9 protein-coding genes are annotated in these 12,565 nt (G+C 66.2%); 4 read left to right on the forward strand and 5 right to left on the reverse strand.

Translation table 11 applies throughout. The features are described from left to right. Positions 1-18: 18 nt before the first annotated feature. Both ACYVF5_RS00370 and ACYVF5_RS00375 read right to left on the reverse strand, forming a co-directional pair. Positions 19-1,095: a Gfo/Idh/MocA family protein gene (locus tag ACYVF5_RS00370; protein WP_460942158.1), complete on the reverse strand. Its 1,077-nt coding sequence runs from the start codon at positions 1,093-1,095 to the stop codon at positions 19-21. Between the two features lie 147 nt (positions 1,096-1,242). Continuing rightward, on the reverse strand, positions 1,243-2,238 hold the full coding sequence (locus ACYVF5_RS00375) for a Gfo/Idh/MocA family protein (protein ID WP_460942160.1): 996 nt from the start codon (positions 2,236-2,238) through the stop codon (positions 1,243-1,245). Between the two features lie 283 nt (positions 2,239-2,521). On the opposite strand from ACYVF5_RS00375, the gene ACYVF5_RS00380 reads away from it, so the two are divergent. From ACYVF5_RS00380 to ACYVF5_RS00390, 3 genes are all read left to right on the forward strand, one after another. Next, positions 2,522-4,063, forward strand: a complete 1,542-nt coding sequence (locus tag ACYVF5_RS00380; RefSeq protein WP_460942163.1) for an FAD-dependent oxidoreductase — start codon at positions 2,522-2,524, stop codon at positions 4,061-4,063. Between the two features lie 313 nt (positions 4,064-4,376). Continuing rightward, positions 4,377-6,005 (forward strand): stealth family protein, encoded by a 1,629-nt coding sequence (locus tag ACYVF5_RS00385; protein ID WP_460942926.1) that lies wholly within the window; start codon positions 4,377-4,379, stop codon positions 6,003-6,005. A 25-nt stretch (positions 6,006-6,030) separates the two neighbouring features. Further along, positions 6,031-9,336: an ATP-binding protein gene (locus ACYVF5_RS00390; RefSeq protein ID WP_460942165.1), complete on the forward strand. Its 3,306-nt coding sequence runs from the start codon at positions 6,031-6,033 to the stop codon at positions 9,334-9,336. Between the two features lie 109 nt (positions 9,337-9,445). Here ACYVF5_RS00390 and ACYVF5_RS00395 read toward each other — a convergent pair whose 3' ends face one another. Both ACYVF5_RS00395 and ACYVF5_RS00400 read right to left on the reverse strand, forming a co-directional pair. Beyond that, positions 9,446-10,288, reverse strand: a complete 843-nt coding sequence (locus ACYVF5_RS00395; RefSeq protein WP_460942167.1) for an ABC transporter permease — start codon at positions 10,286-10,288, stop codon at positions 9,446-9,448. Next, a complete protein-coding gene (locus tag ACYVF5_RS00400; RefSeq protein ID WP_460942169.1) occupies positions 10,285-11,310 on the reverse strand; it encodes an ATP-binding cassette domain-containing protein in 1,026 nt (341 codons plus the stop codon). Before ACYVF5_RS00400 ends, ACYVF5_RS00395 begins: the two co-directional genes overlap by 4 nt. Before the next feature lie 196 nt (positions 11,311-11,506). Here ACYVF5_RS00400 and ACYVF5_RS00405 point away from each other — a divergent pair, with 196 nt between their 5' ends. Then, a complete protein-coding gene (locus tag ACYVF5_RS00405) occupies positions 11,507-11,638 on the forward strand; it encodes a type II toxin-antitoxin system RelE family toxin (RefSeq protein WP_460942171.1) in 132 nt (43 codons plus the stop codon). On the opposite strand, the gene ACYVF5_RS00410 is transcribed toward ACYVF5_RS00405, so the two are convergent. Then, positions 11,629-12,543, reverse strand: a complete 915-nt coding sequence (locus tag ACYVF5_RS00410; protein WP_460942173.1) for a DMT family transporter — start codon at positions 12,541-12,543, stop codon at positions 11,629-11,631. The two genes, ACYVF5_RS00405 and ACYVF5_RS00410, sit on opposite strands and share 10 nt — an antisense overlap. Positions 12,544-12,565 lie beyond the last annotated feature (22 nt).

Consider the following 12,565-nt stretch of genomic DNA (forward strand, 5'->3'; position numbering starts at 1 on the left):
ACCCGCCCGGTCACCCCATCACCCCACGGGCACCACCTCGTCGGCGGCGCCCTGCACACCCGCCGGCACGGCATCCGCGAGGGTGCGACGGCTCTCACTGGCCCTGATCACCGGTGCGACGGTGCCTGTGGCCGCCGATTCATACGCGGCGAGAATCATGCCGAGCACCTCGATGCCCTCTTTCTGCGTGTGGACCGGTCGCTCGCTCCGTTGCAGGCTGCTGGCGAAGTGCTGGATCTCCGCAGCGAACTCGTGCACCTGCTCGAACGCCAGCACCACCGATTCACCGCCCCTGAGCCGGTAGCTCAGGGTGGTGCCGTCGCTGCGCAACGACCCGAGCTCGCCGACCACAGAGAACCGTTCGGTGCTCTCGGCCGGCTCATAGGCCCAGCTCGTCGAGATGGTGCCGACCACTCCGTTGTCGAAGCGGACAAGCACCTGCGCCGAGTCCTCGCCCTGCATGAAGGTGAGCCTGTGGGTGCTGATCATGGCGGCGGCCTCCGTCGGCACGCCGCCGGCGAGATGCAGCAGCAGATAGGCGGGGTGGTACCCCGTGTCGATGAGCTCCCCGCCTCCGCTCGTTTTCGCGTCTGCCCTCCACCCCATCGTCTCCGGTGTGAAATCGTTGAAGAAGCTGTCCGTCGTGCGCACCTCATACACCTGGCCGAGCACACCCGAGTCGATGAGCTGCTTGGCTTTGGCGACGGCGGGCAGGAACAACTGGTTATGGGCGCACATCACGGTGATTCCCGACGCCTCGACAGCTGCCGACACCTCTGCTGCCTCGTCTGCCGTGAGGCAGAGCGGCTTCTCGCAGAGCACGTGTTTCCCGGCCTGCGCGGCGGCCACGATGGCATCCTTGTGCAGGTGGTGCGGCAGGCAGATGTCGACGGCGTCGATGTCTGCGAGATCGAGCATCTCGCGATAGTCGTGGTAGATCGCCGCATCGGTCCCTGCCGCGCGAGCGACGGCGTTGGCTGCAACGGGGTCTGCGACCGCCGCGAAGACGACAGAGTCGGGGTTGCGTTTATACCCGGCGACGTGTGCGCCGGCTATTCCGCCCGCTCCGATGAGTCCGATCCTGATGGGTTGCATGCTGTGTTCCTCCTGGATGCTGTGCTGGGTGTGGTGCTGCGGTGGGTGTGGGTGCTGTGGTGGGTGTCGTTCATGTGCATCACAGCGGTTTTCGCTCTGGACGCGTGGATGCCGTCGGCCGTGTGCCGCCCGTCAGGGGCGCACCGGTCACGTGCGCACCTGGACGTGTGCTCCATCTCTCGCAGAGCGGTTCGCGGCGACGACCATGCGGGTCAGCTCGGTGGCCGCGCGCAGGTTCTGGATATCCCTCGTGCCGCCGAGCGCGTGGCCCACCCAGCTCGCGAACGGGCTCTGCTCGGCGTCACGCAGGGCGACCTCCGTCCATCGTTCGGAATCGAAACGGGCGCCTTTCACCAGCATCCGCTCTGAGCCGAAGCCATAGAGCAGGCTTCCCTCTGTGCCACGCAGCTCGAATGCGAATGCACCGGGCGTCGTCACGAAGCTCGCCTCGAAGACGCCGATCGCACCGTTCGCATACCTCGCCGTGACGACCGCGTTGTCTTCGACCTCGCGCCCCGAGAACGATCCGTATTCGGCACTGACAGACACCGGGCGGTCACCGAAGAAGAGCTGCGTGAGAGAGGCCGGATGACACCCAAGGTCAGAGAGTGCGCCGCCGACGGCATCCGCCCTCACCGCGAAGCGCTCGGGCAGCCAGTCGTTGATCCAGCCGTCGTGAGCCATGCGCACACGCCCATAGGTGAGTTCGCCGAGCAGGCCGTCACCGACGATCTGCCTCGCGGTGACCGTTGCGGCCTCGGTCAGCTTCGGCAGCGAGACCACAATCGACACGTGGTGTTCGGCGGCTTCGGCGATAAGCGCCTCGCACTCCTCGACGGTCGGCGCGAGCAGCTTCTCGCTGAAGACGTGTTTGCCGGCCCTGACGGCCGCCGTGATGATGTCTGTGTGCCGTGTTGTGGCCGTTGTCACCACGACCGCCATGATCCCGGGGTCGGCGAGCACGTCGTCGAGGCTCTCGGTGAACCGCACGCCGAGCTTCTCGGCCACCGACGAACCGCGGCCCGGGTCGTCGTCCCACACGGTGGTGAGGCTGGTATGTGTATGTTCGAGCGCGGCCCGGGCGTATTCCTCGGCGTGGACGTGCCAGCAGCCCAGGAGGGCAATGGACAAGGTGTCTGGCATCTGTACGCTCCGTTGTGGTCTTCTGCGGGTAGGGTCTGTGTGTTCTGTGGGATCGTTGTCAGTGAATCCGTGCCACCATACCTTCTGCTTTTCAGCAAGCGCCAGTTCTTCGCGGGGCGTGGCTCGATGTCCCCCTGCTTCTTCGCGCTCATTCTTCGCGCTCATCGCTCCCGCGGGGAGAGATCCGTTATGGTAACGTTCCCACAAAAGTGTCGGAGACGCATAGGGTTAAGAGCGAGATCACCCGGGAACCCGCGCGACGAGGCGAGGAATGAGAACACCGATGAGCACACGGGATGCAGACGTGCTGGTCTATGGGGCGACGTCTGCGGGCGTCTGCGCTGCTGCGGCCGCCGCCGCCCGGGGCGCCCGGGTGATATTGCTGGAACCCGGCAGCCACGTCGGCGGCATGACGAGCGGCGGACTCGGCTACACCGACATCGGCGACCGTCGTGTGCTCGGAGGAGCAGCCGCGCGTTTCAGATCGGCTGTCGCCCGGCACTACCGCGTCGCGCCCGGTGTGTATGCGGGTCCGGAGCCACACGTCGCCGAGAAGATCTTCACCGGCTGGCTCGAATCGGCCGGCGTCGAGGTCTTCTTCGGCGAGCGCGTCGCATCCGTCGACGTCGCAGCGGGTCGCATCACGACCGTGCACAGCGCATCGGGGCGCTCGTTCAGCGCCCACACGATGATCGATGCCTGCTACGAGGGTGACCTGCTCGAAAAGGCAGGTGTGCCGTCGGCGGTCGGCCGCGAAGACCGCACCCTCTACGGCGAACGATTCGCCGGCCGGCAGGAGCCCGCTCCCGGCATGCACAGTATCCCGCCGTGGATCTCTCCGTTCGTCGGCGATCCGACGGGCGCGCACGAGGGCGAACTGTTGCCGCAGATCAGGCCGGGGCCGATGGCCGAGGTGGGGCACGGAGACGGCGGGGTCATGTCATACGGCTACCGGGTGTGCCTGACCACCGCAGACGACCGCATCCCGTTCGAACGACCGGACGACTACGACGAGTCGCATTGGGAACTGGGACGCCGCCTGTTCTCGGAATGGGGGAAGCGCGGCGTGACGAAACGTGCCGGTGAGCTGATCGGGCTCGAGCCGAACCTGCCGAACGGAAAGTGCGACGGAAACTCCCTCGGCCCGTTCTCGCTGAATGTGCTCGACGGCTCGGCATGGGAGTACCCGCGCGCTTCGCCCCAGCGACGCGAGCGGTTGCGGCAGAGGCACCTGTCCCACACCCGTGGGTTCCTGTGGTTCCTGAGCACAGACGACGCTGTGCCCAGGGGCATCCGAGACGAGATGCGGCGCTGGGGTCTGCCGCCAGACGAGTTCGCCGACACCGGCCACCTGCCGCATCAGCTGTATGTGCGTGAGGCACGACGGATGCTCGGTGACGTTGTGCTCACCGAGCACGATCTCGTGGAATCCCGTACGCACGACGACGTCATTGCGATGGGTTCGTACCACATCGACATCCGCGAGGTTCAGCGAACCTGGCGATGGGTCTACGAGCATCCGCGACCACTGGGGATGGTTGTGACAGAGGGGTACCTCTCCGTTCCCGTGCAGCCCTACCAGATTCCGTACAGTGCTCTTCTGCCACGGGCTGAGCACTGTGTGAACCTCATCGTCCCCGTGTGCATCTCGGCGTCACACGTCGCGTTCTCCTCGATGCGCATGGAGGTGCAGTACCAGATGCTCGGCGAGGCCGCGGGTATCGCCGCCGCCCTCGCCGCGCGCCGTGACACCGATGCGCATCTGGTGAACGTGCCCGAGCTGCAGCGACTTCTCATCGAGGCCGGCCAGGTGCTCTCGCTCTAGGCGAGTGCTCGCTCCCGGTTCACGAGCGTCTTCATCCGTTCCGGACCTTTTCGCCCGACATGCCGGGTGAAAAGGTCCGGAACGGATGACAGGGCGGCGCGGGGCTGAACAACAGGAGCCCAGCAACCTCGACGTACAATGAGCCGTACGACACATTCTTCAACCACCGAGGGGGCGCATGACGACCAAGCATCCGAGCAAGCGCACCCATCCTCGAGTCGACGATGAAGCGATTGCACAGCCGCCGCGGCCGACTCCGGATGCTTTCACGCGGGAACCGGCGCGTCACGGGCCGAATCCCCATCTCAGTGCCATGCCCGAGCTTCTGCTGGTGTCGTCGAGCACACGGCCGCGCCGATTCGATCGCCCTGACATCGTGCAGCGCAAGGGTGAGTTCGCCCTGGTCAACGGGCACCTGACTCCCCAGGAATCGATGGTCGAAGACCTGCTCGCACTGCGAGAGGCGCTCGAGGACGCCGACATCGACTATCTGCTTGTGCGCGCCGACTTCGATCACCCCGTGATCGCCGTCGACCGACGCGACCGCAAACGGCTCGCTGAGGCTCTTGCGGAGGCCTTCGCCGACGAGCCGTTCTACAGTCAGACCCTCGAGAAGAAGTCCCTCAAACGCGACGGTGCTCCCGTTCTGCTCGGTGACGGTGTGCTCTCGCACACTCGCAAAGCGTCTGTGTTCCGGCTCTACCGACCGCGCATCGAGCCGATCGGCCGCCTGCGCTACGGGCCTGAGACAGCGCCGCAGCTCGAACTGTGGCAGTTCGGCGACGACACGATCATCGCACCGCGGCCCAACGCTTTGACGAGGCGGCACCTGCCGCGCTCGGAGGCGACGGCAGACACCGTCGAACTGTACGGACGCTCCTGGCCGACCCTGGAGAACATGTTCGTCGAGCTCGCGAGCGACGTCAGTTTCGAGATCGACATGGTCTTCTCGTGGGTCGACGGATCGAGTGAAGAGTTCCAGCGCGCACGGGCCAAGCGCATGCAGAGCTATGTGGTGGGGGAGGGCGACGACTCCGAAGCCCGGTTCAGGCAGATAGACGAACTCAAATATGCACTGCGGAGCATCTATATGTTCGCGCCCTGGATCAGACGCATCTTCATCGCCACCGATTCACCGGCGCCGCACTGGCTTGCGGAGCATCCACGTGTCACTCTCGTGCGAAGCCACGAGCACTTCGCCGACACGAGTGTGCTGCCCACGCATAACTCGCACGCCGTCGAGAGCCAGTTGCACAACATCCCCGGCCTGGCCGAGCACTTCTTGTATTCCAATGACGACATGTTCTTCGGCCGGCCGGTGCGCCCCGAGCTCTTCTTCTCGCCCGGGGGCATCACGAAGTTCGTCGAGGCGCCCACCAGAATCGGGCTCGGCGAGAACAATCCACAGCGCTCGGGCTTCGAGAACGCGGCACGCGTCAACCGGGCCCTTCTGCGTGAACGCTTCGGCAAAGTCACCACCCGCCACCTCGAGCACTGCGCGGCTCCTCTTCGGGTGAGCGTGATGCGGGAGCTCGAACGGGAGTTCAGCGAAGAGTTCGCACGAACAGCCGCGGCACGATTCCGATCGGCTACAGACATCTCGGTGACGAACTCGCTCTATCACTACTACGGTCTCGTCACCGGTCGCGCCGTTGTGCAGCCACAGGCCAAGGTCACCTACATCGAGACCACGCTGCGCAACGCGCCCGAGAAGATGAGACGCCTGCTCAAAAAGCGCGATCAAGACATGTTCTGCCTGAACGACGGCTCGAAGCCCGAGATCTCGATCGAGGAACGCACACGAGCGGTCACCGACTTTCTCGAGCACTACTTTCCGTTCGCCGCTCCATGGGAGAAAGAAGCGCGGCAGGCGTCGCAGCCGGGTGTTCCGCTCTCGGCAGATGAGCTGCATCAGGTGGCGGAGAACGCCGCGGGCGCCTGAGACGAGGGTCAGTAGGATCGACCACGTGACACCCTCACCCGATCAGCGCGTGCGTGCGGCGGTTCTCGGCCCCGTGTTGATCGAGGGCGCGCGAGGCACGCTGGTCGAACCGCCTGGCGCCATGGCTCGCAGACTGATCGTCGCTCTCGCTCTCGCACTCGCACCGCGAACGCAGCTCTCCGTTGCGGGACTGATCGACGATCTGTGGACGGATGCTCCGCCACGCAACGAGAAGGCCGCGTTGCAGACGTTGGTGTCGCGACTGCGCGCAACCAGCGCCCCCGGCCTGATCGCCTCTGCCAGCAACGGATATCGCCTCGCCATCTCGGGCGAGCAGTGCGATCTCGGACGCGCGCAGGCTCACCGCGATCGAGCTCAGCGAGCACTGGACGGCGGCGAGCACACCCTCGCAGAAGATGAGGCATCCGAGGCGCTCGACCTCTGGCGGGGTGATCCAGGAGCCGACCTCGGCGACGGCGACCTAGCCGGAACGCTCGCGCGGATCGCCTCGCGCCTGCGCGACGACCTGCTGCACATCCGCGCTGTCGCCCGCCTCGAGCAGGGTGACCCCGCTGGGGCGCTGACCGATCTGGAGCCGCTGCTGGCGGCATCCGCCCTCGACGAGCACCTTCAGCTCTTGCGGATGCGCGCCCTCGCGGCGGAGGGCCGTCGCAATGATGCGGTGCGGGTCTTCGCCGAGTTCCGCGCCCGACTGCGCGATGAACTCGGCACCAGCCCGTCTGCCCGGCTCGTGAGCTTCAATGCCGAGCTGCTCCGAGAGGGCGACGAGCCACCAGCCGAACCGAAACGCGTGCGCATCGGATTGCGGGCTTCGCCGAACGAGCTGGTCGGACGCGACGCGGACGTCGCCGCCGTCACGGACCTGCTCGCACAGTCGCGGCTGACGACCATCCTCGGCGTGGGCGGACTCGGCAAAACGCGTCTCGCGCACGAGGTCGCGCGACGCGTCGCCGAGAGCACACCATCCGTTGTCGTCGTCGAGCTGGCCAGTGTGCGCAGCGGTGACGATGTGCCGCTCGCGCTCGCGTCGACGCTCGGCGTGGGCGAGGCGGCGAGCACCCGGCTGATGCTGGCCGACAGCGGCGCACGGCGGGATGTGCGCAGCCGCATCCTCTCCACGCTGGCCGAGCAGCAGACCCTGCTGGTCATGGACAACTGTGAGCACATCGTCGAAGCCGTCGCCGTGTGGGTCGCCGACATCCTCGACTCCGTCGCCTCGGTGCGCGTTCTGGCCACCAGTCGCGCCCCGCTGCAGATCGCGGCGGAACACGTGTATCCTCTCGACCCGCTCTCGAGCGCCGATGCCGCGGGCGCGCTGCCGCCCGCGATCGCCCTGTTCATCGATCGGGCGAGGGCCGCGCGGCCTTCCGCATCGCTTCCGCTCGACACCGTCGCGCGCCTGTGCCAACGGCTCGACGGCCTGCCGCTGGCTATCGAGCTGGCCGCGGCCCGCATACGTTCGATGTCTGTCGACGAGATCGAGCGACGCCTCGGCAATCGTTTCGCCCTGCTGACCGGCCGCGACCGCACAGCCCCTGAGCGTCATCGAACGCTTCTGGCCGTCATCGACTGGAGCTGGAACCTTCTCAACGCGTCCGAACAGCGGATGCTCCGCCGGCTCTCGCGATTCCCAGACGGGTTCAGCGCAGAAGCTGCACGCGTCATCGCCGCAGACAACGCGGTGACGCCGAGCGACGCGAGCGATCGCGACGATGATCTGGAATCGCTTGTGAACCAATCGCTGGTCTCTGTCACCGATTCGTCGCGGACCGGTTCGGTGCGCTACCGCATGCTCGAGACCGTGCGCGAGTTCGGCGAGATGGCTCTGACCGAGGCGGGCGAAGACGCACAGGTGACCGAGGCGATGTACCGGTGGGCATCCGCGTTCGCCCTGGAGGCCTGGCGCAGGACCTACGGTGCCGAGCAGGTTCCCACGTTCGCGCGCGTCGCCGAGGAGCAGGACAATCTCGTCGCGGTGCTGCGGTCCGCGGTGGATGACCGGCAGGGCGACGTCATCGTCGTTGTCTTCGTCGCGCTGGCGTTTCACTGGTCCATTCGCGGCGCGCACAGCGAGGTCGTGTCGTTCGCCGGATCGGTGTCAGAAGCTCTCACCGGCTATGAGCCCGATGCCGGGCACACCGAGGCTGCTCTCGCCACCTGGACCGTGATCGCCGGAGCATCGTTCGCCGGCAATACTCAGCAGGGGCTGAGAGCGCTCGTGCGAACGAAACGGCTCGCGCGCGGACACGAGTTCGAAGACCTTCCACTCGGCATGCTTGTTCACCTGATGCTGAGTCTCAACGACATGGCGAAGGCACAGCAGGTGCTGGCCGAGCACCGAGCCTCGGACAACGCGCTCGTCGCCGGATTCGCCAACGTGATGACCGCGCAGTTCTTCGAGAACACCGGCGAGATCGACAGTGCGGAGAACTTCGCGCGGGTTGCGTACGATAACGCCAGGCTCTCTGGCGACTCCTGGCTCACAGCGATGGCCGCGCAGACACTCGCCCAGCTGAACAGCCAGCGCGCTCGGCCGCTCGAGGCACTCGAGTGGGCGCGCGCGGCCGAACCGCCCTTGCGTGCGCTCGAGTCCGACGACGACCTGCGTCAGCTCGACTGGTTGGTGGCCCTGAACGAGATCTCGTCCGGGCATCCCGAGCTCGCACGGCCGACCCTCGAACGACTGGCGGCGGCAGATGCCGAATCGGCCGGATTCGACTACGCCGACCTGCGGTCGATCGCCTTCGCGGGCCTGGCAGAGATCGCCGCCGCCGCCGAAGATCTCGATGACGCCCGTCGGCTGTATACGCGGGGACGGGATGTGTTCCGCGAGGTCGAGCGGCGGGCTGCACCGTGGTCGCTGTCCGTGGCCTCCGCGTTCATCGTCGTCTCTGTGCGAGCCGGCGCAACGAACGATCAAGAGACGCGGGACGAGGCGCGCAGACTGCGCACCCAGATTCTCGTCTCGCACCGCATGCGCTCTCAGTACTCGGATCGGCCGGTGCTCGGCTCTGCCGTGCTCGGTCTCGCACTCTGGCTCCTGGCACCGGATCGTGTTGATGCAACCGACGCGGATCACACGATCGGCATCGAACTGCTGGCGCTCTCGCACGCGCTCAGCGGTCGCGAGGACCTGCCGTCGTTGAACTGGGAGCGCGCACGGACGGAGATCGCCGCCACGCATCCTCATGCCGATATCGCTGCGGCATGTGCTCGGGCTGAGACGCTCACGATGGACGAACGCACCGAGCACGCCATCGAGTTGCTGAGAGACAGGCGGGTGAGGCAGACGGTCGCACGGCCGTCATAGGCTGATCCGATTCGTGGATGCCGCTGAGCTGCGCCTCACGGGACACGAGCGTGCCGAGACCGTGCACAACGGTCTCGACACGCTTGCTCGCACGGCCTCGCCCGGGTCTCTACGCCTTTCGCATGTACGCCCGCACGGTGAGCGGCGCGAACACGGCGACGATCACTGCCGAGCCGATCAGCGAGATAACCGCATCCATGCCGACCATTCCGCTGTTGGCGAGGTCGCGAACTGCCGTCACCAGGTGCGAGATCGGGTTGACGTTCACAAACCCTTGCAGCCATCCGGGCAGCGAGTCCACCGGCACAAACGCGTTCGACAGGAACGTGAGCGGGAACAGGATGATCATCGAGATGCCCTGCACACTCGAGGCGCTGCGCGCGATCACGCCGAAGAACGCGAAGATCCAGCTGATGGCCCACGAGCACGCAATGACGAGCAGTGCGGCGAGCACAACCGACCAGAAGCCGCCGCCGGGCCGGTAGCCCATGATGTAGCCCATCACGAACGTGAGCGTCGTGGCGATCGCATAACGAATCGTGTCGGCCAGCAGCGCGCCGGCCAGTGGTGAGATGCGTGCGATCGGAAGCGATTTGAACCGGTCGAACACACCCTTGTCCATGTCTTCGCGCAACTGGACGCCCGTGACCACCGAGGTCGTGATGACTGTCTGAACCAGGATGCCCGGAATCAGAAGGGGCAGGTAGCTCTGCACGTTTCCGGCGATGGCCCCGCCGAACAGGTAGGTGAACATCAGGGTGAACAGGATGGGCTGCACGGTCACGTCGACGAGCTGCTCAGGTGTGCGCCTGATCTTGAGCAGGCCGCGGTAGGCCATGGTGAACGAGTTGCGCACGGTCTGGGCGAGACCGGTGTGGTTCTTGAGCTGGCGCTCGGCGCCCGGGGTGATGGTTCCCGGTGTTTTGCCCGGTGTCATGGTGGTGGTGCTCATGCGCTGACCCTTTCGGTCTCGTGGGGGTCGGCGTCTGCGTCAGAGGACTTCTCGTCTTCGACGCCGTGGCCGGTGATGGTGAGAAAGACCTCGTCGAGCGTGGGCTTCTGCACACTCATCTCGGTCAGGTGGATGCCGGCCTCGCGAAGCGTGATCAGCAGGTCGGTGACGCGGTCTGCATCCGCCATGGGCGCCGTGATGCGCGCGGCCTCCGGCGAGACGGTGCCCTGCGCACCGAGCACGGACTGGATGGCTCGCAACGCGTCATGGGTGTCGTTGGTGTCTTCGAGGCGCAGTTGCAGCGACGACGTGCCGACGGATGCCTTCAGCTCGTCTGCAGTCCCCTCGGCGACAACGCGCCCCGTGTCGATCACGGCTATGCGGTCGGCGAGCTGATCGGCCTCGTCGAGCATCTGGGTGGTCAGGAGCACTGTTGATCCGCTGGCGACGAGCCGGCGCACGGTGTCCCACATCTGGCTGCGCGTGCGCGGGTCGAGTCCTGTTGTCGGCTCGTCGAGAAAGATGAGCGGCGGCTGCGCGATCAGGCTGGCCGCAAGGTCGAGCCGACGACGCATACCACCAGAGAACTTGGCGAGCGGGCGCGTGGCGGCCTGTGTGAGGTTGAACTCCTCAAGCAGATCCGCCGCCTTCTTTCTGGCTTCGGCGCGGCCGAGGCCGAGCAGTCTGGCGAAGATGATGAGGTTCTCCGTTGCGCTGAGTTTCTCGTCGACGGATGCGAACTGCGCGGTCACCCCGATCAGCTGGCGCACGATCTGCGCCTCTGTGACGATGTCGTGGCCGAAGACCCGGGCGCTGCCGCCATCGGGGCGCAGCAGAGTGGCGAGCATGCTGATGGTGGTGGTCTTGCCTGCGCCGTTCGGGCCGAGCACGCCGTAGACGGTGCCGGACCGCACGCTGAGGTCGACACCGTCGACGGCGCGGTTGTCGCCGAAGACCTTGACCAGCCCGTGGGCCTCGATGGCCCAGTCGGATCCGCCTCGCTCTGCGATTCTGGTGTTCATGATGACTCCTTGCTCGGTCTCGTGGACCGGTGACGGATGGGTGATGCGTCTATGGTGTCGCCCGGCACTTACGCATCACTTGCAGAGCGCTTACAGCGTCGGTTTCTGCTGTAAGCGGCCGATGAGCGCCGCTCGGCCGAGGCCGGCCGGCGGGATCGAGATCGCCGGACGCGGTTGACCATCTTCGATCGATTTGGTGAACAGCGACGGTGCGTGGCGGATCCGAGTGGGCGACCACCGGGTGATCTACGACATCGAAGACGATCGTCTGCTCGTTCTCGCTCTCGCGCTCTCTCTCAGCGGGTCACCGCGCGAGATCTACCGATGACTCCATCGCCTGACCTCCGGAGACGATGGTGACTCGACGGGGACGACATGTCGCGCGCGCGACGAGCTGCGCTGGCCGATCAGTACTCCCGTGAGGATGAGAAGCGTGCCAACCACCTGGCGCGGGCCGAACGGCTCAGCGGCGAGCACGGTGCCGAGCAGAACGCCGGTGATCGGGTTGAGCAGCCCGATGAGACCGACGGTCCCTGCGTTCAGGTGACGCAACCCTGCGAACCAGGCGACGAACGCCACGGCAGTGGCAACGACCGTGACATAGGCGAACCCGACCAGCGCGGGCACGTCGAGCGGGGGCGGTGCGCCCTCGACGAGGAACGCGAAAGGCACTATCACCACACCGCCGCCAACGAGCTGCCACGACGTGACGGCTATCGTCGAGTCAGTCGACGCCCAGCGCTTGGTCAGCACGAAGCCGGCCGAAGACATAAGCATCGCCGTGAACGAGGCCGCAACGCCCCACGGCTCGATTGCCCCGCCGCCCTCGAACACCAACACGCACACACCGGCGAAGCCGATCGTGGCCCCGGCGATGCCCCCCAGCGCAGGCCGCTCGTGGAGCATCGGCCACGCGAGCAGCATCAGCGCAACAGCAGAGGTGGCCATGATCGTGGAGGCGACGCTCGACGGAAGCAACTGAGAGGCGATGTAGATGAGGATGAAGAATGCCCCGACGTTGAGCGTGCCAAGCACCATCGACCGCCACCACCATCGCCCACGAGGCAGGCGGCGTGCGAGAAGCAGCAGGATGACACCGGCCGGCAGGGCGCGCAGGACTGTGCCCCAGAGCGGCGCATCCGCGGGAAGGAACTCTCTGGTGACGAAGTAGTTGGAGCCCCAGGCCACCGGGGCGATCGCCGTGATCAGGATCCAGCGCCATTGAGCTTCCATCGAAGATACGAGACCAGCGCGC

It is taken from the genome of Okibacterium endophyticum, assembly GCF_054780075.1.

Excerpts from the sequence above, each read along its gene's own strand:
- ACYVF5_RS00380 (WP_460942163.1), top strand. The coding sequence starts at position 2,522 with ATGAGCACACGGGATGCAGACGTGCTGGTCTATGGGGCGACGTCTGCG.
- ACYVF5_RS00395 (WP_460942167.1), bottom strand. The coding sequence starts at position 10,288 with ATGAGCACCACCACCATGACACCGGGCAAAACACCGGGAACCATCACC.
- ACYVF5_RS00400 (WP_460942169.1), bottom strand. The coding sequence starts at position 11,310 with ATGAACACCAGAATCGCAGAGCGAGGCGGATCCGACTGGGCCATCGAG.
- ACYVF5_RS00375 (WP_460942160.1), bottom strand. The coding sequence starts at position 2,238 with ATGCCAGACACCTTGTCCATTGCCCTCCTGGGCTGCTGGCACGTCCAC.
- ACYVF5_RS00385 (WP_460942926.1), top strand. The coding sequence starts at position 4,377 with ATGCCCGAGCTTCTGCTGGTGTCGTCGAGCACACGGCCGCGCCGATTC.
- ACYVF5_RS00410 (WP_460942173.1), bottom strand. The coding sequence starts at position 12,543 with ATGGAAGCTCAATGGCGCTGGATCCTGATCACGGCGATCGCCCCGGTG.
- ACYVF5_RS00370 (WP_460942158.1), bottom strand. The coding sequence starts at position 1,095 with ATGCAACCCATCAGGATCGGACTCATCGGAGCGGGCGGAATAGCCGGC.